Origin of the sequence: Acinetobacter sp. 226, assembly GCF_048147925.1 — a bacterium.
GTDB classification, from domain to species: Bacteria; Pseudomonadota; Gammaproteobacteria; order Pseudomonadales; family Moraxellaceae; genus Acinetobacter; species Acinetobacter pecorum.
This window is the reverse complement of the sequence record NZ_JAYWYX010000026.1, coordinates 16,310-40,343: the sequence shown is the minus strand read 5'-3', so window position 1 is coordinate 40,343 and position 24,034 is coordinate 16,310. Positions and strand designations below refer to the sequence as shown.

At 43.3% G+C, this 24,034-nt stretch carries 28 protein-coding genes; 13 read left to right on the top strand and 15 right to left on the bottom strand.

The annotated features are described in order from the left end of the window. Positions 1-98: 98 nt before the first annotated feature. Both VXP95_RS12515 and VXP95_RS12510 read left to right on the top strand, forming a co-directional pair. On the top strand, positions 99-479 hold the full coding sequence (locus VXP95_RS12515) for a DUF2750 domain-containing protein (RefSeq protein WP_064095321.1): 381 nt from the start codon (positions 99-101) through the stop codon (positions 477-479). Positions 480-583: 104 nt separating this feature from the next. Beyond that, positions 584-1,015, top strand: coding sequence for a CBS domain-containing protein (locus VXP95_RS12510; RefSeq protein WP_064095320.1), 432 nt, complete (start codon positions 584-586; stop codon positions 1,013-1,015). Between the two features lie 143 nt (positions 1,016-1,158). On the opposite strand, the gene trpB is transcribed toward VXP95_RS12510, so the two are convergent. The 9 genes from trpB to VXP95_RS12465 form a co-directional block, all read right to left on the bottom strand. Further along, positions 1,159-2,367: a tryptophan synthase subunit beta gene (trpB, locus tag VXP95_RS12505; protein ID WP_416705748.1), complete on the bottom strand. Its 1,209-nt coding sequence runs from the start codon at positions 2,365-2,367 to the stop codon at positions 1,159-1,161. A 107-nt stretch (positions 2,368-2,474) separates the two neighbouring features. Further along, complete coding sequence (locus VXP95_RS12500; protein ID WP_416712129.1) at positions 2,475-3,662, bottom strand: vWA domain-containing protein; 1,188 nt, start codon at positions 3,660-3,662, stop codon at positions 2,475-2,477. A gap of 13 nt (positions 3,663-3,675) precedes the next feature. Further along, positions 3,676-4,527 carry an AAA family ATPase gene (locus tag VXP95_RS12495; RefSeq protein WP_064102657.1) on the bottom strand — a complete coding sequence of 284 codons (852 nt, stop codon included), beginning with the start codon at positions 4,525-4,527 and terminating at the stop codon, positions 3,676-3,678. 20 nt (positions 4,528-4,547) lie between these two features. Beyond that, positions 4,548-4,931: a hypothetical protein gene (locus tag VXP95_RS12490; RefSeq protein WP_064102658.1), complete on the bottom strand. Its 384-nt coding sequence runs from the start codon at positions 4,929-4,931 to the stop codon at positions 4,548-4,550. 21 nt (positions 4,932-4,952) lie between these two features. After that, on the bottom strand, positions 4,953-5,258 hold the full coding sequence (locus VXP95_RS12485) for a YcgL domain-containing protein (protein ID WP_064095315.1): 306 nt from the start codon (positions 5,256-5,258) through the stop codon (positions 4,953-4,955). Between the two features lie 130 nt (positions 5,259-5,388). Continuing rightward, positions 5,389-6,531: a ribonuclease D gene (locus tag VXP95_RS12480; RefSeq protein ID WP_416680511.1), complete on the bottom strand. Its 1,143-nt coding sequence runs from the start codon at positions 6,529-6,531 to the stop codon at positions 5,389-5,391. A 178-nt stretch (positions 6,532-6,709) separates the two neighbouring features. After that, on the bottom strand, positions 6,710-7,306 hold the full coding sequence (recR, locus tag VXP95_RS12475) for a recombination mediator RecR (protein ID WP_416680512.1): 597 nt from the start codon (positions 7,304-7,306) through the stop codon (positions 6,710-6,712). Between the two features lie 13 nt (positions 7,307-7,319). Further along, entirely contained in the window at positions 7,320-7,649 is a 330-nt protein-coding gene (locus tag VXP95_RS12470) for a YbaB/EbfC family nucleoid-associated protein (protein WP_004731251.1), read from the bottom strand. A 28-nt stretch (positions 7,650-7,677) separates the two neighbouring features. Next, positions 7,678-8,865 carry an O-succinylhomoserine sulfhydrylase gene (locus VXP95_RS12465; protein WP_416712128.1) on the bottom strand — a complete coding sequence of 396 codons (1,188 nt, stop codon included), beginning with the start codon at positions 8,863-8,865 and terminating at the stop codon, positions 7,678-7,680. A gap of 142 nt (positions 8,866-9,007) precedes the next feature. On the opposite strand from VXP95_RS12465, the gene VXP95_RS12460 reads away from it, so the two are divergent. From VXP95_RS12460 to VXP95_RS12415, 10 genes are all read left to right on the top strand, one after another. Continuing rightward, positions 9,008-10,105 carry an alpha/beta fold hydrolase gene (locus VXP95_RS12460; protein WP_416712127.1) on the top strand — a complete coding sequence of 366 codons (1,098 nt, stop codon included), beginning with the start codon at positions 9,008-9,010 and terminating at the stop codon, positions 10,103-10,105. A gap of 69 nt (positions 10,106-10,174) precedes the next feature. Continuing rightward, entirely contained in the window at positions 10,175-11,047 is an 873-nt protein-coding gene (locus VXP95_RS12455; RefSeq protein ID WP_064095310.1) for an NAD(P)-dependent oxidoreductase, read from the top strand. 86 nt (positions 11,048-11,133) lie between these two features. Further along, positions 11,134-11,403, top strand: a complete 270-nt coding sequence (locus VXP95_RS12450) for a YARHG domain-containing protein (protein ID WP_064095309.1) — start codon at positions 11,134-11,136, stop codon at positions 11,401-11,403. Positions 11,404-11,434: 31 nt separating this feature from the next. After that, the gene (locus VXP95_RS12445) at positions 11,435-11,848 is read left to right on the top strand and encodes an HIT family protein (protein ID WP_064095308.1); all 414 of its coding nucleotides are present in this window, start codon (positions 11,435-11,437) and stop codon (positions 11,846-11,848) included. A 314-nt stretch (positions 11,849-12,162) separates the two neighbouring features. Next, a complete protein-coding gene (locus VXP95_RS12440) occupies positions 12,163-13,215 on the top strand; it encodes a porin (protein WP_064095307.1) in 1,053 nt (350 codons plus the stop codon). A 437-nt stretch (positions 13,216-13,652) separates the two neighbouring features. Beyond that, the gene (gene cydP / locus VXP95_RS12435; protein WP_004645265.1) at positions 13,653-13,844 is read left to right on the top strand and encodes a cytochrome oxidase putative small subunit CydP; all 192 of its coding nucleotides are present in this window, start codon (positions 13,653-13,655) and stop codon (positions 13,842-13,844) included. After that, the gene (locus VXP95_RS12430) at positions 13,844-15,430 is read left to right on the top strand and encodes a cytochrome ubiquinol oxidase subunit I (RefSeq protein ID WP_416712132.1); all 1,587 of its coding nucleotides are present in this window, start codon (positions 13,844-13,846) and stop codon (positions 15,428-15,430) included. The genes cydP and VXP95_RS12430 overlap by 1 nt, the downstream gene beginning before the upstream one ends. Continuing rightward, a complete protein-coding gene (gene cydB / locus VXP95_RS12425; RefSeq protein ID WP_004645267.1) occupies positions 15,427-16,572 on the top strand; it encodes a cytochrome d ubiquinol oxidase subunit II in 1,146 nt (381 codons plus the stop codon). The genes VXP95_RS12430 and cydB overlap by 4 nt, the downstream gene beginning before the upstream one ends. Positions 16,573-16,597: 25 nt before the next feature. After that, on the top strand, positions 16,598-16,699 hold the full coding sequence (cydX, locus tag VXP95_RS12420) for a cytochrome bd-I oxidase subunit CydX (protein ID WP_004278713.1): 102 nt from the start codon (positions 16,598-16,600) through the stop codon (positions 16,697-16,699). A gap of 3 nt (positions 16,700-16,702) precedes the next feature. Further along, entirely contained in the window at positions 16,703-17,005 is a 303-nt protein-coding gene (locus VXP95_RS12415) for a cyd operon YbgE family protein (RefSeq protein WP_004278714.1), read from the top strand. A 152-nt stretch (positions 17,006-17,157) separates the two neighbouring features. On the opposite strand, the gene rodA is transcribed toward VXP95_RS12415, so the two are convergent. The 6 genes from rodA to VXP95_RS12385 all read right to left on the bottom strand — a co-directional run bounded on the left by rodA (position 17,158) and on the right by VXP95_RS12385 (position 23,360). Continuing rightward, positions 17,158-18,297, bottom strand: a complete 1,140-nt coding sequence (rodA, locus tag VXP95_RS12410; protein ID WP_064095303.1) for a rod shape-determining protein RodA — start codon at positions 18,295-18,297, stop codon at positions 17,158-17,160. 113 nt (positions 18,298-18,410) lie between these two features. Next, positions 18,411-19,124 (bottom strand): 2-C-methyl-D-erythritol 4-phosphate cytidylyltransferase, encoded by a 714-nt coding sequence (gene ispD / locus VXP95_RS12405; RefSeq protein ID WP_416680520.1) that lies wholly within the window; start codon positions 19,122-19,124, stop codon positions 18,411-18,413. Further along, positions 19,093-19,488: a cell division protein FtsB gene (gene ftsB, locus VXP95_RS12400; protein WP_081406324.1), complete on the bottom strand. Its 396-nt coding sequence runs from the start codon at positions 19,486-19,488 to the stop codon at positions 19,093-19,095. Before ftsB ends, ispD begins: the two co-directional genes overlap by 32 nt. A 7-nt stretch (positions 19,489-19,495) precedes the next feature. Beyond that, on the bottom strand, positions 19,496-20,785 hold the full coding sequence (eno, locus tag VXP95_RS12395; RefSeq protein ID WP_416680521.1) for a phosphopyruvate hydratase: 1,290 nt from the start codon (positions 20,783-20,785) through the stop codon (positions 19,496-19,498). Positions 20,786-20,830: 45 nt separating this feature from the next. Further along, a complete protein-coding gene (gene kdsA / locus VXP95_RS12390; protein WP_064102662.1) occupies positions 20,831-21,688 on the bottom strand; it encodes a 3-deoxy-8-phosphooctulonate synthase in 858 nt (285 codons plus the stop codon). A gap of 31 nt (positions 21,689-21,719) precedes the next feature. After that, positions 21,720-23,360: a CTP synthase gene (locus VXP95_RS12385; RefSeq protein WP_416712126.1), complete on the bottom strand. Its 1,641-nt coding sequence runs from the start codon at positions 23,358-23,360 to the stop codon at positions 21,720-21,722. Between the two features lie 228 nt (positions 23,361-23,588). Here VXP95_RS12385 and VXP95_RS12380 point away from each other — a divergent pair, with 228 nt between their 5' ends. Then, complete coding sequence (locus VXP95_RS12380; RefSeq protein WP_416705751.1) at positions 23,589-24,014, top strand: hypothetical protein; 426 nt, start codon at positions 23,589-23,591, stop codon at positions 24,012-24,014. The last annotated feature ends 20 nt before the right edge of the window (positions 24,015-24,034 follow it).

The following is a 24,034-nucleotide window of genomic DNA, read 5'->3' as shown; positions in this document are numbered from 1 at the left end:
TCAATACATATTTTCTTACGATTACTTGCAAAGCTGAAACAGTAATTACTTATAAAGTTTCTAGAATAGGGGCTGTCATCCAATAGCACTTAATTCCAATGAAACCACGAACAATTATTCAAATTGATCCGATCTGCAAAGAATTTCTTCTGAAGATTACAATGCTGAAATCCATGATGAATTGTGGCGAGCTATGGGGCGCATATCATAAAGGTTGGGCAATGATGCGCGACCACGAAGACTGCATCTTTCCATTTTGGCTTAATCCACTCGATGCCCAAAATTACGCTCAACAACATTGGCCACATTACATTCCACGTAAAATCAATTCTGAAGATTTTGAAAATGCATTATTACCAACCTTATCACGACTGAATGTTACACCCGCCCTATGCAATACCAATGGCACCAGACTTAAACTAACTGCTGCACAAATGCGTCACCTATTTTTTTCGCAACAAAGACTGCACATTGCTTAAATAACATGCTATTTATAAAGAGTAAAACTTAAAAACCTAGAGATGTTCAGGTTGAATACATACTCAAGGATTAATAATAAATTGACCGATAAGGATGATTAAGCATGACCAATGTGGCACAGGTGCTCAGTGAAAAAATGCATCAAGCTATTTATACCATCCGTCCAGATTCTACAGTTTTAGAGGCCATCACCTTGATGGCCGAAAAAGGAATCGGGGCGCTGGTAGTCACCCATGAAGACAGCGTGGTGGGGATTTTGTCAGAACGGGATTACACCCGTAAGATTGCCCTGATGCAAAGAACCTCATTTGATACTACAGTCAATGAGATCATGACTTCTAAAGTGATTACCGTGACATCAGCCACTACGGTAGAAGACTGTTTATCGCTGATGACTGATCGTCACCTGCGTCACTTACCTGTGGTCGAACATGAAAAACTGATCGGTTTGATTTCAATTGGAGATTTGGTCAAAGCGGCTATGGAGGACCAACGCAAACTGATTGAGCAATTACAGCAATATATCTCAGGTTAAAATAATATCACCACTCCCCCCAACATAGAAAGACCATGTAAATATCCAAAATTTAAACAACACAAAGATAAACCATCATATTTGAGATATAAAAAATCCCGGCACATGTACCGGGATTTTTTATATCAACATTTTGAATACAATCAGTTTAAACCGAGTTTTTCTGCTACATAATCTGAGTCTTTATCACCACGGCCCGATAAGTTCACCACAATCTTGGTATCTTTTGGCAGTTTCCCTGCTTCACGAATGGCCCAAGCCACCGCATGCGAACTTTCCAGTGCAGGTACAATACCTTCTACGCGTGACAGTGTCATAAATGCATCCAGACATTCCTGGTCGGTCGCAGTCGTATACTCGACCCGCCCCAAATCTTTCAGCAAACTATGCTGTGGTCCCACACCTGGGTAATCCAGACCAGAAGCAATTGAATGCACTGGCAATGGCTCGCCTTGTTCATCTTCCAGAACATAACAGGCCATACCATGTAACTGGCTCGGCTTACCTAGAGTTAAAGTAGCTGAATGCATATCGGTATCTAAACCATGACCTGCTGGCTCAACGCCAACCAGCTTCACATCCGGTTCATTTAAAAATGCAGTGAATGCGCCGACTGCATTAGAACCACCACCAACACAAGCAACGATATAATCAGGATTTGCACCAAAACGTTCATTGGTCTGAACTTTAATTTCATCGCCAATAATCGACTGAAAATCACGTACCATCATCGGGAATGGGTGCGGTCCAACCACTGAACCGATAGCATAGATGTAATTTTTCGGATCTTTCAAATATTCTTCAAAAGCGCTATCGACTGCATCTTTAAGCGTAGCTGTACCGCGAGTCACAGAAATCAGTTTGGCACCCAGAATTTTCATCTTGACGACGTTTGGATGTTCTTTTTCGATATCCACTTGCCCCATATGAATTTCACATGGGATACCCACCAAGGCACATGCAGTTGCCAAAGCAACACCATGCTGGCCGGCACCAGTTTCTGCGATGACTTTGGTCTTGCCCATATATTTGGCCAGTAAAGCTTCACCCAGACAGTGATTGATCTTGTGCGCGCCGGTATGATTCAGATCTTCACGTTTCAGATAAATCTGCGCCCCGCCAAGCTGTTCAGAAAGGCGTTTGGCATGAAATAGTGGACTTGGACGACCGACATAATGAGCAAACAGGTCTTTCAGTTCATTCTGAAATTCTTCAGTCTGATGAATTTCCTGATAGGCCACATTAATATCATCCATGGCCTGTTTCAGATCGGGTGGAATAAACTGACCGCCATATCGACCAAAAAAACCCTCTTCATTGGGTAATGCAATACCATTAATTTGATGAGTCATAATCATGCCTGAAATTTTAAATAAGAGATAATGAGTGACTTTATACTAGAATAATTTATTTTAAATCACTAATAACTCTAACTAAAGTCACTTATAGATAAATGGAATTAACGCGCCAGATATTTGGTCATGTCTTCAATGCCTTTCAGTGTCATTGGAAACATATGATTTTCAAATATTTGCTGGATCAGACCAATGGTATGGGTGTAATGCCAGTATTTTTCTTCTTCCGGATTCAGCCAGGCAGTTTTATCAAAATGCTGACGCAGACGCTGTAACCAAACCTGTCCAGCTTCATCATTCATATATTCAACAGAACCACCGACAGAATTCAGCTCATACGGTGCCATACTGGCATCACCGACCACAATCACGCGGTAATCACGGCCATAGGTATTGAACAAATCCCAAGTATTCATGCGTGAACTGGAACGACGGACATTATCTTTCCAGACATAGTCGTACAGACAGTTATGGAAATAAAAATATTCCAAGGTTTTGAATTCGGTTTTCGCAGCACTGAACAGCTTTTCACACTGGGCAATATGCGCATCCATCGAACCACCGACATCGAACAGCATTAAAACTTTAATACGGTTACGACGCTCGGGCACCAGTTGTACATCCAGAATACCCTGCTTGGCCGTTTCACGAATCGTACCATCAATATCCAGCTCTTCGGCTGCACCCTGACGGGCAAACTTACGCAAACGGCGCAATGCCATCTGCATCTGGCGGCTACCCAAAATCTGTTCATCATCCAGATTGCGGTATTGACGCTGCTCCCAGACTTTCACCGCAGAACGCTTACGCCCCGGCCCACCAATACGCACACCCTCAGGATGATCGCCATAGGCACCAAAGGGTGAAGTGCCACCGGTACCAATCATCTTGTTGCCGCCCTGATGTTTTTTATGCTGTTCGCGCAGACGCTCTTCCAGCATTTTCATCAGTTCTTCTAGCGATTCGGCTTTTTTCAGCTCTTCGCGCTGCTCCGGGGTCAGATGCTTCTCGAGTAATTCGAGATCGAACCAGTCTTTGGGCAGCTTATGCACCTGATTTAGCAGTTCATCCAGATCAAAGGTCGCGATACCATCAAAATAATCTTTCATGGCGCGATCGAACTTGTCGAAATAGCGCTCGTCCTTGACCATTACGGTTTTGGCCAGCTGATAGAACTCGTCCTGATCGGCAAACACCAGACCTGCAGAAACTGCCTGATTCAGGTCAATCAATTCGCGAGTCGATACCGGTACACCATATTTGCGTAAGGTATAAAACAGTCGCACAAACATGCGTGTTTCTCCCTTAACGACGTGACATAAATGCTAGACGTTCAAGCAACTGCACATCTTGCTCATTTTTAATCAAGGCGCCGTATAGAGGTGGAATTGCTTTGGATTTATCAGTATTGCGCAGAATATCTTCCGGCATATCATCTGCCATGAGCAGGCTGAGCCAGTCGATCAGTTCAGAAGTTGAAGGTGGTTTTTTTAAACCCGGAACTTTACGAAGTTGGAAGAATACCTGTAAGGCTTCATTCACCAATGTTGCAGAGATATTAGCAAAATGCACATCGATGATTTCACGCATAGTGGCTTCATCCGGGAATTCGATGTAATGGAAGAAGCAACGGCGCAGGAAAGCATCTGGCAATTCTTTTTCATTATTTGAGGTAATGATTACGATTGGACGCTGTGTTGCCGTAATGGTTTCGCCTGTCTCGTATACATAGAACGACATTTTATCAAGTTCATGCAGCAAGTCATTTGGAAACTCGATGTCTGCCTTGTCAATTTCATCAATCAGCAGGACACAGCGCTCTTCACTGGTAAAGGCTTCCCACAATTTGCCAGGCTTAATGTAGTTCTTGATGTCATAGACACGATCATCACCCAACTGACTATCGCGCAGGCGCGATACTGCATCGTATTCATACAGGCCTTGCTGTGCTTTGGTGGTGGATTTAATGTGCCAGGTGATCAATTTTAAACCCAGACTTTGTGCGACTTGCTCGGCCAGTAAAGTTTTACCTGTACCCGGCTCACCTTTGACCAACAACGGTTTTTGCAAACTGCGTGCAGCTTTCACCGCAAGTTTTAAACTGTCAGTCGCAATGTACTGATCGGTACCTGAAAATTGTTGAATATCAGCAGACATGATTGAACCTTATTTTTTACTTACAGCGGTGAACTTTTCTCGTGAACACGAATATTGCTTTTGTTCGACACATAAGTCGACCAGCAATAGCCAATCACAGAACCGATCCCAATGACAAATAAAATAAGTGACGCATTAATCCAAACTAAAGGCTGCTCTTTGGTCAGCATCCCGAATAACAGCCCAAAAATCGCGGGTGCAATGGAAGCATTCGGTCCCTCAGACACAGTAGGTGTCAGCAAAACAGCGAAGGCCATAATCCACAAAAAACCACCCATAGGTTTAGGCAAGCGTTTGGTCACACCATACCAGCACCATAAAGCAATCAAGCTGCCGAGCAGGTAAACTGCTACGGCAATGCTCTGTTCAGGAATTGAGTCTAATACAGCGACATAACCATTCATTTCACAACTCCTGAATTAACATTAAGCACCACGAAGCCCTTCTGGCTCTACAGCATTCGGGTCAATTAAACCTTCGGGCGGCATTTGCAGAAAGAAACCGCGGGTTTCAATAGAATCCATCACATGCAGAACATTGGCACGTGCCAGTTTACGTGATTCGCTTAATTCAAGATGCATGACAAAAGTCGCACGCCCAAATGCTGCCTGTACCGCTTCAGTTAATACACTTAAAGGCTCGAATGTTTCAGCTTCGCTTTCATTCGCAGGACGCGCCACATACAGATACATTTCACTTTTTTTGCTGGATTTGTAGATAGACACTTGCATATTTCAAACGACTTTTCTGGAAAAACAACCGCAAGGATACATCAAAAAAAAGACAGAAACATTAGCCACGTCTCATGCATCAGTCGTGATTTTGTATAATTGCTTTTTCTTTAACCAATCTTGCAGCCAATCACTCGCTGGCTTTCATCTGTGTAGACAGATAAGATTCATCCTGATGCAATACCTCAATCAGGGGCCGAGTTAATAACTCATAGCGCCACCCAAGCAGATAATCCGGCAGATCCTGTTCATCCTTGTGAAAGACTACATGCTGATACAATGCATTCAACCATTTCTTGCGCATCAACACTTCTTTGGGAATTGAGGTTTCATTGACCACATGTTGAATAATTGCATCAATTCTGTCGCCGATATCTCTGGAAGAGTGGCGGATTGGACGTGCCAGGCGTAAGGGCCATTCGGCCTGGTCAGGCAGGAATTTCAATAGATCTAAAATCGTTTTGCCATGTTCGCGTAAAATATTGCCCCGAATATCTTTAACATGGCTAAGCTGAAAATTATTGCGCGGAAACTTTTCGACCAGATCAATCATGCTCGAATTTTTCAGGATAAAACTGCGTGGCTGATTCAATGCTTTGGCAATCTGATCACGCCAGACCATCAATTGCTGCAATTGCATCAGTTGACGGCGTGAATGCCGGTAATTTCCGACATCCTGATACAACAAGGCCGTAGGTGTATCTTTACCAATTTCCCGTGTCAGGAAACGACAATCCTGTAAGGCAAAATCCAGCAGATCTTTCGCATCTAGCTCGTGTTTGATTTTTTCCGACAGTTGTACCAGATAATGCACATCATTGGCCGCATACAGTAATTGGTCGGAGCTGAGTGGACGTGCCAGCCAGTCAGAACGGGTCTGGTCTTTTTCAATATCCACTTCCAGCATCTGCTTGAGTGCATTTTGATAGCTAACTTGCAAACCATGTCCCAGAAATGACATACCGATCTGGGTATCAAATACATTACTCAGCGATTTTTTCTGGGTATAGTGGTAGATCAGGTCGATATCTTCACTACAGGCATGAAAAATATTTTGCTGTGCGTCAAAAATTTTATTGAGGAACTCAGTCAGATCCAGTGTGGTGCCATCCAGCAAATAAACCTGGTTGTCTACATTAATCTGGAACACACCCAGCTTAGGCCACAAGGTGTCGACCTTGATAAACTCGGTATCCAGCCCGTAAACTGAATTCTGGTCCATTAGTTTCAGTACAGGAGTTAAGTCGTGCTGGTGTTGAATAAATTGGAACATAGAACTGAGTCTAAGATTAGATTCTTGATATATCTATATTAACTGATCTATAGAATTTTTGTATAAAAAATAACGTCTATTCCACCCTATTTCTTAAGAAACAACCCTTATCCATATGATTTTTTATTTCAATTAATATCTTTTTTATATTAAAACTAACAAGATTTTTAAGTAAAACTTACTTCATGCGCATCCGGTTATGTACCGCCTGACTCAAGGTATGACTATCGACATATTCCAGCTCACCACCTTGCGGTACCCCTTGGGCAATTCGGGTCATCTGGATTGGCAAATGTTTACTGGCTTCTACCAGATAATGTGCCGTGGCCTGCCCTTCAACTGTCGCATTGGTGGCCAGAATCACTTCTTTGACCTGCCCCTGACTCAAGCGTTGCAACAAAAACGGAATACCAATTTCTTCCGGACCGATCCCGTCAAGTGGAGACAGATGTCCGCCCAATACATGATATTTACCACGGAAACTGCCACTTTGTTCAATCGCCATCACATCTGCCGGAGATTCCACCACGCACAGCAGTTCATCATCACGATCAAGAGACGTACAGATATTGCAGACTTCATCTTCAGTAAGTGAATGACAGACCGAGCATTCATGAATGTGGTTGGTCGCCTCAGTCAAGGCATGTGCCAGACCCACTGCACCCTCACGATTTTTCATGATCAAGTGCAATGCCATGCGCTGGGCCGATTTCGGCCCCACGCTTGGCAGTATGCGTAATGCTTGAACCAGTTGATCAAAACGATCACTAAACATTGCGCATTCTTCCTTAGAACATACCAGCCAGGCCAGGTGGTAAACCCATGCCCGAATTTGCTGCTTTCATTCTTTCATCAGAAACCAGTTCTGCCTGACGCGCTGCATCATTCATTGCAGCTGCAATTAAGTCTTCGATCATGTCTGGATCATCCTGAAGTAATTCTGGATTGATTTCGATACGCTTTACTACATTACGGCAAGTCATGGTCACTTTCACCAGACCACCACCCGCTTCCGCATGCACTTCAGTTTGCGCCAGCTCTTCCTTGGCTTTTTTTACGTTATTTTCAACTTCTTTTTGCATACGCTGAGCTTGCTGCATCAACATGTTAATGTTCATAAATATCTCCGAACATAAATTTATAAAATTAAATAAGATCTAAACCGCGAGTAATATCACGAATAATATCACCAATCTCTTCCAAACCGACAGAAACGCGAATTAAACCTTCACGGATGCCTGCTGCTGCCTTGGCTTCTGGAGACAATTTGCCATGAGTCGTGGTTGCCGGATGAGTAATTGTTGATTTCACATCACCCAGGTTACCAGTAATTGAAATGAACTTAGTATTGTCAATTACTGTCCAGGCGCCTTCACGACCACCTTTCACTTCAAAAGACACAATACCACCAAAACCGGTTTGCTGTTTTGCTGCCAGTGCATGCCCAACATGCTCAGGCAAACCTGCGTAATACACTTTTTCAACTTTCGGATGCGCATTCAGAAATTCCGCCAGTTTTTGAGCACTGGCAGAATGTTCACGCATACGTAAGCGTAGCGTTTCCAAGCCTTTTAGGAACACCCAGGCATTGAACGGACTCATTGACGGGCCGGTAGTACGCACATAACCAAAGATTTCTTCCAGTAGCTTGTGATTACCTACGACTGCACCGCCTAATGCACGACCCTGACCATCAAGGTACTTCGTAGCTGAATATACAACGAGGTCAGCACCAAATTTGATTGGTTGTTGTAATACTGGGGTACAGAAGCTGTTATCAATGGCCAGCAAAGCATTATTGGCATGGGCAATATCTGCCAGGGCTTGAATGTCTGCCACTTCTGCCAGCGGATTGGATGGAGACTCTACAAAAAGTAATTTGGTTTCTGGCTTGATGGCATTTTTCCAGGCATCCAGATCAGTCAAGTCGACAAAATCAACTGCTACACCGAATTTAGCAACATATTTTTCAAATAAAGAAACGGTGGAACCAAATACTGCACGTGAACAGATTACATGATCGCCTGCTTTCAAAAATGCCATTGCTACTGCCATAATCGCTGCCATACCTGAACTGGTGGCAACGGCGCGCTCTGCACCTTCTAAAGCAGCCAGACGCTTTTCAAACATGGCAACGGTCGGGTTAGTAAAGCGAGAGTAGATATTACCCGGCTCTTGGCCTGAAAATTTTGCGGCAGCTTCTGCGGCATTTTCATAAACAAATGACGATGTTAGAAAAATCGGTTCGCCATGCTCACCCTCAAAGCTACGGGTGTGACCAGTACGGATGGCTAAAGTTTCTAATTGGTAGTTAATATCGTCTTGCTGGCTCATCACTTTACTTCAGCCCTACGGCTGCCTTTTGTAAAAAATTGCCAACATTTTGAGCGCCTAAGCTATTTCAGGTCAAGGCATAATAAGCGATTATTGCTTAGACTTCGATCAATCCTTCCGCGGATACGGATATTTTATTTACATGATTCAGTTAAAACAAAATTTTCAGCGTCAGCAAAAAAAATTGAAACACCTCAAGACCCGGGTGTTTAATGCCCCCTCACTGATTCTGTCGCAAAAAACCCTTTTTGAATATATTGCTGGCACCCAGTTTTACAAAATCCGATATTACGCCTCACCCGACAAAAAATATAAGGAACCATTGGTCTTTATTGCTCCCCTGGCCGTTAATATGGATATCTATGACCTGTATCCCTATCGTTCACTGGTCAAGCATTTTCAGCATAGCGGTTTTGATGTCTATCTGGTGGAGTGGAAACGTTTTGACTTTAAGCATCGTCATCTGAACTTTTTATCTTTTATCGATTCTGCTATTCCCCAGTCTATTGAAACGATCTGCAATCATTCAGGTAGTCAGCTGATTTCCCTACATGGCTGGAGTATGGCAGGCGTATTTGTCACGCTTTATACCGCCCTGCATTCGCCGGAACATGTCAAGAATCTGATCGTAGTCGGCAGTCCGATTGACAGTTATGCTTCAGGACGTGTCGGCAAACTGTTTTCTACAACCAATAAACTGATTTCTAAAAATAAAAATCTAAAACAGGCCATTCATCAAGGGCTGATTCCAAAACAGTATATTCATACACCGGGTATTTTAAATGCCTTGGGCTTTAAATTACTTGACCCGATTGGCTGGTTCAAAAGCCAAAAGCGGTTTTTGCTAAATCTTGATCGTGCCGAAGATGTCTATGAACACGCAACTATGGGAAATTTCCTGAATAAAATGATCGATTATCCAGGTGGGATTAATCAGGACATGATGCTGCATTTGTGGCTACAAAATCCATTAAAGCAGGGTTCTATTACTTTGAATGGTCGTACCATTGAGCTCAAGAATATTAGCTGCTCCCTTTTGGTAGGTGCAGGTCAAACTGACCAGATTGTGACAGAATCATCCGCCAGACCATTGCTGGATTTGACAAGTAGCCAGGATAAGACGTTTACTCTGATTCCAGGCGGTCATCTCGGCCTGATGTCCAATCAGAAAACAGCCAATACATTCTGGCCAAAAATGACGACCTGGCTGGTGCAACGCTCAAAACGTCTCGACGCTTAAAGCAGATTTAAGTACCAGTAAAAATATTCAAACTTATCAATATATTTATACATATGCAGAGGGTACAGCATGATTCAGTCAGTCGCATTTATCGGCTTAGGTGCAATGGGTTATCGTATGGCAGCACATTTACCCAAGCATTTTGATACGGTCTATGTCTGGAACCGTACTTTCAACAAGGCAGAAGAGCATGCTGCTGAATATGGCACCCAGGCTGTTAGCCTTGAACAGGCTGTTCAGGCAGATGTGATTTTTTCCTGCCTGCCAACCAGTACCGATGTAGAGCAACTTCTGGAAGATTTACCGCTTAAATCCGGCTCAGTCTGGGTCGACTGTACCAGTGGCGTACCGGATTCAGCGCAAAAACTGGCAGTACAACTGGCTGAACGTGGGGTGATTTTTCTGGATGCACCTGTCAGTGGCCAGACCATTGGTGCTGAAAATGGTACTTTAACTGTGATGGTGGGTGGCAATGTACAGGGTTATGAACATGCTCTCCCTGCGATGCGGGCTTTTGGCAAACTGATCAAGCATGTGGGTGAATCTGGTGCGGGTTTTGCTGTGAAGGCGGTAAATAATATGTTAATGGCTGTAAACCTGTGTGCCGTTGCTGAGGGCTTTACTACCCTGAAAGCACATGGAGTAAATCTGCATGAAGCACTAGATTGCATTAATGCTTCAAGTGGGAAAAGCATGGTGACCGAAACCGTATTGCCACAGCGGATTTTAAATCGAAGTTTTCCTGTAACCTTTGCCCTGCCACTTCTGGCCAAAGACACCGGGATTGCAATCGATCTCGCCCGCGAAGCCAAACTTTCTGCACCTGTGTTATCTTTAACCCAGAACCTGATTCAGGCAGCTAGCGATCTATCGGATAAAAACAGTGATTTTTCCAGTGCTGTAAAAATGTATGAATCATGGAGTAATATTACCATTGAGTAATATCTCGCCATTGAATAATGATAACGAAACCTCATATTGTGACTGTTAAGCAGGTACAAATAGTGGATAACCCAGAGGAAACTCTCATGAAGAAATTTTCTGTTGCAGCATTGATTGGCTTTGCAACTTTGTTCGGGGCTTCAACATCGGTTCTTGCATCTGAACAAGAGTGCAAAAAATTAAAAAATGATCACGACGTAATTTACGCGTCTAAAGGTTTCTGTTTCAAAGATCCTGAAGCAAAAGCCAAGTTCGGTAATGATAATTGTTATACAACCAAGCCAAAATTCTCGGAAAAAGAGCAACAACGTCTTGACGCGATCAAAGAACGTCAGAAAGAATTGAACTGTAAATAATTCAGTTTAATGACGCTCAAGGAATGTACTTATGACTTATGATGATCAGAATATTTTTGCACGAATTCTACGCGGTGAACTTCCTGCGATAAAAGTGTATGAAGATGACCAAGTTCTTGCATTTATGGACATCATGCCTCAGGCAGACGGTCATACACTGGTAGTTCCGAAGACTCCTGCAATCACTTTACTGGATTTGCCACCTGAAGCGGCTGCTTATACGATTCAGATCGTACAGAAAGTTGCAAAAGCCATTGAAAAAGGTTTAGGGGTAGATGGCATCGTACTGATGCAGTTATCTGGCGCTGCAGCGGGTCAGACGGTACCGCATATACATTTTCATCTGGTGCCAACCTCTTTACACAATCTTGGCAAACATGCTGTGCAGATGGGCGATCAGGAAAAAATCAAAGCCTTGGCCGAGAAAATCAAAGCTGCCCTTTAAGAAATTCTTAACATCCAAAAATGGAGCTTCGGCTCCATTTTTTTCGCCCTCATCGTGCATTTTAATTTACGCTTTAGAAAAGCTGATAAAAAATACCAAGACAAAATTTTGAATAGTAATAATTTTTTAGAACACAAATTCGCCCACACCCAATATTTTTACAAAACGAAACATTTAATAGATTTGAAATATTTCCTTAATCTTACTGTCTTATTTGTAATTAATACTTAGCACCAATACAGGACGGTAGCAAAATTTAACAAAGCTACCACAACACCTTTGTTAGGACCAAAAAAGTCTTATTGGAGCTACACATGAAAAAAACTCTTTGCGCATTAGCAGTTGGGGCAACAATTTTAACACCGGTCATGGCAGCTGCTGCTGATGTTAAAGTGTATGGTCGCGCACACGTTTCTTTAGATTATCTGGATGATGGTGCAGATTATAATGAAGTGGGGCTTTCTTCAAATTCTTCACGCTTAGGCTTTAAAGCTGAACAAGAATTAGAAAACGGAATGACTGTTTTTGCTCAAATTGAACAAGAAATTAACTTTTCTAGTGGTTCTGCAAATGATGATCTCGAATTTGCAACCCGCGATACTTTTGTCGGTTTAAAAGGTGACTTTGGTCAAGCACGTGTAGGTCGCTTTGACAGCCCGTTTAAAGTTGCACGTGGCCCGGTCAATTTTTTTGGTGACATGGTTGGTGATATTCGTAATGTCACCCGCGCTGGCAACTTACGTTTTGATGAACGTAATGCCAATACGATTGAATATAAATCACCTAAATTTGCTGGCGGTTTCAATGTGTTGGGGGCTTTGTCACTTCATGAAGCAAATAGCCCGGACGCCACTAAAGATGGCGCTAAAGACAAAGACAAGGCATACGACCTCGCTTTAACCTATAAAGAAGGTAAAGTTGATTTCGCCGCTGCATATGAACATTACGAAGAAGAAGCTGCCCGTGGTGAGCGCGATGGTTTCCGTATCGCAGGTGCTTACAAAATCACACCTGAATTCAACCTGGGTGGTTTATACCAATTCCTTCAACACGATAACTCTGAAGCAAACCCAGATGCACAAGTATTTGGTGTAGCCGGTGAATATAAATTTGCACCAAAAACCTCATTCCGTGGTGAAGTATTCCACCGCGATGTCGATGCTGATGATGCGAATGCAACTTTGCTGGCAATCGGACTTGAGCACCGTTTAGATCCAACAGTTCGCATTTATGGCAACATAGCAACTGTACTAAATGATGAAAACTCAAACCTTACCCCTTGGGCACAAGGTCGTACCAATACTGTAGGTGGAGTACGCGGTGAAGACAGTTTAGGACTTTCCCTAGGCATGCGTTACGACTTCTAAGTCCAGCCTCCCTCACAAAGCTTAAAAAGAACATGCCTCCAGCATGTTCTTTCTTTTGCGTGTTTTTTATCAAAATAAATAAGATGAGAAAGATTGTGACACTGATATTCAACCCTTATAAAACCAACCAATTTAGTTTGATTAATTTTATTCTTTATTTTAAAACCAAGCATTTTAATCAGATTTAAAAATAGGAGAATATTATTCCAACCAAAATAATCTACATTAAAATATATAAATATAAGCATTTTAGTCGGATTTAAAAACCAATAAAATTACATAAAAAAATATTTAGAATAAATTTTAACTCATATAAATATATATTTATTATTTTCAAATACTTATAAATATATATTTATTTAAACTGTATCGTCTATTTATTTTTTAGTTACAATAGATTAATAATATACAACAAGTCATATAACAGGCTTAGTCGAATGAGCTTAGTTCCCAAAAATCTAAACCAGAGAGTGGTTAGAGAAATAACCGCCATTTTAATTATCAAGGTTATTTTACTAATGATAATTAAAAATATCTGGTTTGATGCGCCTACGATTCCTAAAAATTTTGATAACCAAGTCGCCGAGCGTATCGCCGGTAATCCTTCCCAAATCCAGGAGACACGTTGATGATTTCTGAAAGCGTGGTCGATCTCTCGCGGTTCCAGTTCGCCATGACCGCGATGTATCACTTTATTTTTGTTCCACTGACTTTAGGCCTGGCTTTTCTGCTTGCCATTATGGAAACCACCTATGTGATTTCCGGCAAAGAAATCTATAAAGACATGACCAAGTTCTGGGGAAAACTGTTTGGTATTAACTTTGCCTTAGGGGTAACCACCGGCCTGACCATGGAGTTCCAGTTCGGAACCAACTGGGCGTATTACTCGCATTATGTCGGTGATATTTTCGGTGCACCGCTAGCAATTGAAGGTTTGATGGCCTTCTTCCTTGAGTCGACGTTTATTGGCTTATTTTTCTTTGGCTGGGATCGCCTGTCCAAAGTACAACATCTGGCCGTAACCTGGCTGGTCGCTTTAGGTTCAAATATGTCCGCACTCTGGATTCTGGTCGCTAATGGCTGGATGCAAAACCCGGTCGGTTCGGCATTTAACTACGAAACCATGCGTATGGAAATGGTGGACTTTGCTGCACTCATTTTTAACCCAGTCGCTCAGGTTAAATTTGTGCATACCGTATCTGCGGGTTATGTCACAGGTGCCATTTTCGTACTGGCAATTTCAAGTTTCTATATGCTGAAAAAACGTGACCTGCCTTTTGCACGCCGTTCTTTTGCCATTGCAGCTATCTTTGGGCTTGCTTCTACACTTTCAGTGATTTTACTGGGTGATGAATCAGGTTATGAGCTGGGCGATGTACAAAAAACCAAACTGGCAGCAATTGAAGCAGAATGGGATACTCATCCTGCACCTGCGCCATTTACTTTGTTCGGTATCCCGAATAAGGAAACCATGACTACAGATTATGCAGTAAAAATTCCTTATGTGATGGGTCTGATTGCCACACGTTCTACTACAGAACAAGTCACAGGTATTAAGGACCTGCTGGTTCAGCATGAAGCGCGTATCCGCAATGGTATGGTGGCCTATTCGCAACTGGAAAAATTACGTGCTGGTGATCAGTCTCCAGAACTAAAAACCGCTTTTGAAGAAAGCCAAAAAGACTTAGGTTACGGTCTGCTTCTGAAAAAATACACGCCAAATGTCGTTGATGCCTCTGAAGAGCAAATCAAAGCAGCCGCTAAAGATACCATTCCACACGTACCAAGCCTGTTCTGGGCATTCCGTGCCATGGTGGCTTCTGGCTTCTTGATGCTACTTCTATTTGCACTGGCAACTTTTGCGGTAGCAAAACGTAATGCTGAAAACAAACCATGGTTATTGAAATTTGCATTATTTGCACTTCCTCTGCCTTGGATTGCTGCGCAAACCGGCTGGTATGTAGCAGAAGTAGGTCGTCAACCTTGGACCATTGGTGAGGTATTACCGACGCATCTTTCAGCATCAAGCTTAAGCACAGGCGATGTATGGGGTTCGATCCTTGCATTGGCAGCGTTCTATACCGTGTTACTGATTATCGAGATGTATCTGATGATCAAGTTCTCACGTCTTGGCCCAAGCTCACTGCATACTGGTAAATACCATTTTGAAAAGCTTGCAGCTGCAGAAAAGTCAAATGGGGAGACTCAAGCATGATCGAATATGAATTATTAAAAATCATTTGGTGGGTGCTGGTCGGCGTATTGCTGATTGGCTTTGCCCTCACCGACGGCTTCGATATGGGCTCCATGGCGATCATGCCATTTGTGGGCAAAAATGATAGCGAGCGCCGTGCAGCGATCAATACCATTGCGCCGCACTGGGACGGTAATCAGGTCTGGTTTATTACTGCCGGCGGTGCGTTATTCGCTGCCTGGCCAATGGTCTATGCAACTGCCTTCTCCGGCATGTACTGGGCCCTGCTACTGGTCCTGTTTGCCCTGTTTCTGCGTCCGGTTGGCTTTGACTATCGCTCAAAGCTGGAAAATACCAAATGGCGCAATTCATGGGACTGGGGTCTAGCCATTGGCGGTGCAGTACCTGCCTTGGTTTTCGGTGTGGCATTCGGCAACATGTTCCTCGGTGTACCATTTACTTTAGATGAAACTGTACGTTCTACTTATACTGGTAGCTTCTTTGCCCTGCTTAATCCGTTTGCAATTGTCTGTGGTCTGGTCAGCTTATCGATGCTGTGTGCACATGGTGGTGCATGGTTAATGCTGCGTACAGATGGTGACCTACGTCAGCGTTCTGCCAAAGCAACACAAATCATGGGTCTGGTTTATCTGGTTACCTTCCTGGCTGCAGGCGCTTGGCTGTACTTTGGTGGTATTCAAGGCTATACCCTAGTTACACCTTTTGATACCAATGGTGTTGCTAATCCGCTCGCAAAAGAAGTATTGACCAATGCCAATCCAGGCTGGATGAACAACTATTCGACTTATCCAATCACGATGGCAGCGCCTATTGCCGGCATTTTGGGTGGCTTGATCATTGTCTTGGCAGCAGGTAAAAACAAAGCAGGCCTGAGCTTCCTGGGTTCATCTCTGGCTGTCATCGGTGCCATCCTGACTGCCGGTTTTGCCCTGTTCCCTTTCCTGATGCCTTCAAGCATTAACCCGGTTGCAAGTCTGACTATGTGGGATGCGGTATCCAGTAAAAATACCCTGACTGTAATGACCGTTGCTGCCTGTATCTTTGTTCCACTGATCCTCATCTATACCACCTGGTGTTATTACAAGATGTGGGGCGTGATTACCAACAAACACATTGAAGATAATTCACATAGCCTGTACTAAGGCTATGTCTTAAGGAGAGACAACTATGTGGTATTTTGCTTGGATTCTGGGTGTACTGATGGCGTGTTTTGCCAGTGTAATTGCTGCCATTTACATGGAACAACATCAAGACCTGGATGAGGAATAAAACATGACCGAAGCTGCGCTTGAGAAAACCGTTGTAGACAAGAAACCAAACAAATTTGCGATGATGATTTCCTGCCTCCTGGCTTTTCCTCTCGCAGCCGTGTTATTGGTTCATCCTTCCGCAATGCTGGATGCCAATGGTGAATATAGCCATAGTGCCATGATGTATATTATGATTGGTATTTCTGGAGGCTTTGTCCATGGTGTGGGCTTTATGCCGCGCCACTGGTTCTGGAAATGGCTGTTTAGTCCATTTTTAGCCTGGCCTTTAATGATCTGGGGCTATTACACCTGGTTTCTCAGTTAAAGTATTAAATTAAAAAAGCCCTCAAATGAGGGCTTTTTTAATTTAATACGAGTTCTAGAATATTCTTTTTTTCTTCTGGCCCAACTGGATTTTTAAAACAACTTATCTTAAGTCTATAAGAAAGCCGGAAAAAGTCCAACTTTTAGAATAATTTATCGATGGGTATGAATCGACATCACAATGCCCATCCCGGCCAGCATGGAAATCACTGCCGTTCCACCATAACTCATCAGCGGCAATGGATCTCCAGTTACAGGTAAAATCCCGCTCACCATGCCTGAGTTTAAAAATACAAAGAAGAAGAAAGTCAGTCCCATGGCTCCAGCATATAAACGGCCAAAGTTATGAAAGCTGTTTAAACCAATCATCAAACAGCGAATAATAATGGCAGTGAATAAACTGAACAGCAGGAAAACACCAATAAAACCGAATTCTTCGGCATAGGTCGACATAATAAAGTCAGTATGATGTTCAGGGAGATAACCCAAATGCGATTGCGTACCTTCAGTATAGCCTTTACCTGTGGAACCGCCTGAACCAATGGCGATTTTGGACTGGATAATATTCCAGCCCGCGCCCAAGGCATCTGACTCCGGATCGAACAACGTGGTGATACGTTTTTTTTGATATTCCTGTAGTACGAACATCCATGCAGCCGGAGCTGCCACGGCTACTGCCGCCGCTGCACCACCAATCAGACGCCACGACATCCCACTTAAAAATAGAACAAAAATACCGGGAATCACCAAACCAATATTCAAATCAGGCTGAAGTGCCACTAAAACAAATGGTATCCCCAATAAAATCAAAGCCCCGACAATATGCAAAAATTTGGGAGGAAACGGCTTGCGTGCAAAATACCAGGCCATCATCAAAGGCATCGCAAATTTCATCACCTCACTCGGTTGCATACTTCCTACCCCTGGCAAGGTAATCCAGCGGGTTGCACCTAAACGTTTTTCACCAATCACAAAGACCAGAAGCAGCATGAATATTCCGAAGGCATACAGGTATGGACTAATCGCCTGATAGACTTTCGGTGGAATCTGCGCACAGATAAACAGCAGCACAAAGCCAATTCCGAAACTGATCGCCTGACGCACCACCATGCCAGAGTCTTCGGAGGTCGCGCTATACACCACCATTAAACCCAGGATTGCATTCAGAATCAGAAAGCACAATAACCACGGATCAAGGTGCAACTTGGTCCATCGAGATGAATCTTGCGGGTTAATACTACGTCCATCACGCAAAGAATGACGTAAAAACCGATACTGCTGTGAAGGTATCATTGGCCAGAAGGTGAAAAAAGAATGATGGCAAAATTATAAGTGAAAGCCATAGGGAATAGATCGCCATAGCCAGATTTATTCTGCTTTTATTTAAATTTTATTTGAATACATTTTTACGCCTGAGCTTGTAAAATCAGCCTGGCGAGTTCCAGATCATCCGGATAAGTAATTTTAATATTATCAGAACGCCCTTGAACTACACTCACCTGCTCACCAATATGCTCCAGTGCGCTGGCTTCATCGGTAATGGTTGCACCATTTTTCAACGCCTGTTGAATGGCGCGCTTCAAGACTCCCAGTTTCGCCATTTGTGGGGTTTGTGCTTGCCAGAGCATCGAGCGATCGACCGTTTCCTCAATATCAGAACCCGTCATGACCCGTTTCAGGGTATCTCGTACCGGAATCGCCAAAATTGCAGCCTGATCCTTGGTCATCGCCGCATTGACCAACTGCTGAAGACAATCCTGACTAACACACGGACGCGCCGCATCATGTACCAGCACCCAGTCATCTTCAGAAGTGATTTGAGATAAATAAGTCAATGCATTCAACACGGAATTCACCCGCTCGGCACCACCCTGACAAAAATGGGCCTTCTCCAGACTGGAAAACGGTAGCGTTTTTGCGACATTATCCTGTTCACCAATCGCCAGAACATAACCCGCCAAAGGCAGTTGATTTAGACGTGCCACCGTATGTTCAAGAACAGTCTGCTCTTGAATCATCTGGTATTGTTTCAGTTCTGTTTTAGAGAAACGGCTACCGGAACCTGCAGCTGGAAGAATGGCCCAAAGTTTAGGGTGTAGTTGGTACTTCAGCTGACTCATTGGTTCGCAGGTCTACTTTAGAATTAGGATTAAGATAGATCGGTTTATATTGGGTACTGATGGTACTCATTTGCACAAAAGTTTCATGAGGCTTAATCAGGCCAAGATCTAAACGTGCATGCTCTTCGATGGCTTCAATACCATTCTTCAAATCATAGACTTCTGCTGCGAGAACGCGATTACGTTCTTTTAGCTCTTCATTTAATTCTACTTGTTGCTGGATTTTCTGGGTCAGTTGCTGATGATCATGATAACCACCTTCACCAAACCAGTATAAATATTGAAACCCTGCGATCAGAACGATCGCAAGGCCCAACAGTACTTTACTCATCAAAGAGTCGAATACATTTAATAACATTGACATAAGTCGCTTAGTTCAAACCCTTGAACTCAGCTTTACCGCGATATGCAGCATGAGTCAATTCTTCAATGCGAAGTAATTGATTATATTTTGCTACACGGTCAGAACGGCAAAGTGAACCTGTCTTGATTTGACCCGCTGCTGTACCCACTGCAAGATCTGCAATCGTTGAATCTTCAGTTTCGCCTGAACGGTGAGAAATCACTGTAGAATAACCATTTGCTTTCGCAAGATAGATTGCATCTAGAGTTTCAGTCAAGGTACCGATCTGGTTGTATTTGATCAGAATCGAGTTAGCGACTTTCTCATTGATACCACGTTGCAGGATTTTCGGATTCGTTACAAACAAATCATCACCCACCAACTGGATCTTGTCGCCAAGGATAGAAGTCAGGTAAGACCAACCTTCCCAGTCAGATTCGTCCAAACCATCTTCGATTGAAATGATTGGGTACTGGTTCACCAGACCAGCAAGGTAATCAGAGAACTGGTTGCTTGTGAATGCTTTGTTGCCTTCACCTGCAAGGATATACTGACCATCTTTGTAGAATTCTGAAGATGCACAGTCAAGTGCAAGCATGATGTCAGAACCTGCTTTGTAGCCAGTCTTTTCAATTGCTTCTAGAATAACAGTAATTGCTTCCTCGTTTGAACGAAGGTTCGGCGCGAAACCACCTTCATCACCTACAGCAGTGTTCAAACCTTGTTTCTTTAAAACCGATTTCAAAGAATGGAAGATTTCAGCACCTGCACGTAACGCTTCAGAGAATGAAGTGAAGCCTACAGGCTCAATCATGAACTCTTGAATATCAACGTTGTTGTCTGCGTGTGAACCACCGTTCAGGATGTTCATCATTGGAACAGGCATGGTTAAAATGCTGTTGTTACGAAGATCTGCGATGTATTGGAAAAGTGGAACTTTCTTTTCTTCAGCAGCAGCACGCGCAGCAGCAAGAGAAACTGCCAAAGTTGCGTTTGCACCTAGTTTTTCTTTATTTTCAGTACCATCAAGCGCGATCATCGTATGATCGATGTCTTGTTGCTCGAATACTGACTTACCAATTAACGCTTCACGAATCAATGTGTTTACGTTGTTCACCGCAGTTTTAACGCCTTTACCCAAGTAACGCGCTTTATCGCCATCACGAAGTTCTAAAGCTTCACGAGAACCAGTTGAAGCACCAGATGGTGCACATGCACGGCCAACTACGCCAGATGCTAAGATAACGTCTGCTTCGATGGTTGGGTTACCACGAGAGTCCAAAATTTCACGTGCACGAATGTCAACGATTTGACTCATGAACAATTCCTCAGTTGATTGAATAACAGGATGCTTAAAACTGCATCAATGGGTATCTAATTTTTCAAATCCTTTCACTAAAGTATCCAGCTCTTTGAGTTGAGCGAGGAATGGCTCTAGTTGAGATAAACGCAAGGCACAAGGACCATCACATTTTGCCACATCCGGATTTGGATGGGCTTCCAGGAACAAACCTGCAAGACCTGTTGCCATACCGGCACGTGCCAGTGTAGTAATCTGGGCACGACGACCGCCGGCAGAGTCAGCACGACCGCCTGGCGTCTGTAAGGCATGGGTGACATCAAAGAATACTGGCACATTCATTTCTTTCATGACGTCGAAGCCCAACATGTCTACAACCAGATTGTTATAGCCAAATGATGAACCGCGTTCACAAAGAATCAGCTTGTCATTTCCCGCTTCCAGACACTTATGCAGAATATGGCGCATTTCGTGCGGAGCCAGGAACTGGGCTTTTTTGATGTTGATGATGGCATCCGTTTTTGCCATCGCTTCAACCAGGTCAGTCTGACGACTTAAGAATGCAGGAAGCTGGATAATGTCAGCAACTTCCGCCACAGGAGCCGCCTGATACGGCTCATGTACATCGGTAATGATCGGCACATTAAAGTGTTTTTTAATGTCTGCTAACCACTCGAGACCTTTTTCCAGGCCAGGCCCACGGAATGAGTTCAGGCTTGAACGGTTGGCTTTATCAAAACTTGCTTTAAAGACATATGGAATATCTAGACGTTTGCAGATATCAACATAAGTCTCTGCAATTTCAAAAGCCAGGTCTTTAGACTCGAGTACGTTCATGCCGCCGAATAGTACAAATGGCAAGTGGTTTGCCATTTGTATATCGCCTAAACGTACAATTTCTTGTGGTTTTAATTGTGACATTTAAACTTCCTAGTTGTGTCTTAAACTCGCATTATTTGGTTTTTTGGTACTGCTTTTTTGCAGCATCAATGAAACTGGCAAATAATGGATGTCCATCACGTGGCGAGCTGGTAAATTCCGGGTGGAATTGTACTGCAATAAACCAAGGATGTGCAGGAATTTCAACAGTTTCTACCAGATGTTGTACCGGAGAATAACCAGAAATCTTCATGCCTTTTTCTTCCAGCACAGGAATATAACGGTTATTCATCTCGTAACGGTGACGGTGACGCTCGATGATTTCTTCAGAACCATAAACTTCTGCAGTTTTAGTTCCTGCAATCAGTTCAGATTTTTGCGCACCTAAACGCATCGTGCCACCCAGATCCGAGTCAGCAGAACGTTGCTGAACTTCACCGCGCTCATCTAGCCATTCAGTAATCAGACCAATCAATGGAGATTTGGTTGAACGGTTAAATTCAGTCGAAGTCGCATCTGCAATACCCGCAACATTACGTGCGTATTCGATTACAGCCAACTGCATACCCAAGCAAATACCAAGGAATGGCACACCGTTCTCACGTGCGAATTGAATCGCCTTCATTTTACCTTCAGTACCGCGCTCACCGAAACCACCTGGAACCAGAATCGCATCAGCATCTTTCAATACTTCTGCTACATCTTGGCTTTCAAGCTCTTCAGCGTTTACGTAGTCAATCTGAACTTTCACACGGTTTTGAATACCCGCATGTAGAAGTGCCTCATTTACCGACTTATAGGCATCTGGAAGTTCAACATATTTACCAACCATTGCCACACGAACCGTGTATTCAGGGTTTAGTAAGGCTTCTACCACGTTATCCCAATCTGTTAAATCAGCTTCAGGAAGATCGTTAAAGCCAAAACGTTCACAGATTAAATCATCAACATTTTGTTCGTAGAATGTACGTGGAATCTGGTAGATCGAACGTGCATCTTTACATACCACAACGGCACGTGCTTCAACGTTGGTAAATAATGCAATCTTACGCGTTGTATCGGCATCTACATCATACTCTGTACGACAGATGAGAATGTCTGGCTGAATACCAATCGACAGGAGTTCTTTAACAGAGTGCTGTGTTGGTTTGGTTTTTAATTCTGCTGCAGACTTAATGTATGGGAGTAACGTTAAGTGCATTAACATGGTACGTTTATGACCAAGTTCAACCATCAACTGACGTACAGATTCCATGAATGGGAGAGATTCAATGTCACCTACAGTACCGCCGATCTCTACGATCGCAACGTCATAACCTTCGCCTGCACGAAGTACACGCTCTTTGATATTGTCAGTAATGTGTGGAATAACTTGCACAGTACCGCCTAGATAGTCACCACGGCGTTCTTTGTTCAGAACATCCTGGTAAACACGGCCTGATGTGAAGTTATTTAGTTTGGTCATTTTCGCACGACGCAAGAAACGTTCGTAGTAACCCAAGTCTAAGTCTGTTTCAGCACCATCTTCTGTAACAAAAACTTCACCATGCTGGAATGGGCTCATTGTCCCTGGATCGACATTAATGTATGGATCCATTTTTACCATGGTCACTTTTAAACCACGAGCTTCTAAAAGTGCAGCAACAGAAGCAGCTGAAATACCTTTACCTAGTGATGAAACTACACCACCAGTAACGAAAATAAAATGGGTCATTGGGTTTCTCGTACAATCGAGCCTAAATCGGCCTGCAATGTTGCGCAATTTTACTTTACCTTGTACCTAGAAAGCAAAGTCAATCCGCATCAATTCAAAGAACAATAAACAATTGACTATTCTAACAGCAATTCCCCTAAAAAATTACAGTAAGTTCATATGATTTCTATCTTGCATTTTGCTGCTATAATGGTGTATCCCCTCCACACTTTTATGTTTGATGCAATGATGATGAAGAAACTTTTAATCTCCACCCTAATCCTGACTGGCCTGACATTAACTGCGTGTGTAAAAAAAGAAGCACCAAAAGAAGAAGAACAAGTAGAAGTTGCTCCAGCATCAGAAATCTCAACTCCAGAACCGGTACAATTTGAACCGCTTGAGCCGGTAGTAGAAGAAGAAGTCATTGAAGAAGCGGTGCCAACGGTTGAAATTCAACGTGAGCAAACTGAAAACACAACGACTGAAATCCGCCGTGAAATCAAAAAGCCGGAAACGAGCGAGCCAACACCAGTGAAGGAAACCAGTGAAGAGCCTGTTTCAAAACCTGCTTCACCTGCACCTGCACCTAAAACCAATTCTGACCCAGAAAACAAGTCTGAAGATGATGCAGTTGCTGATGCGATTGCTGCAGCAATGCCAGCACTTAACTAATTACAAGATCATTCATCAAA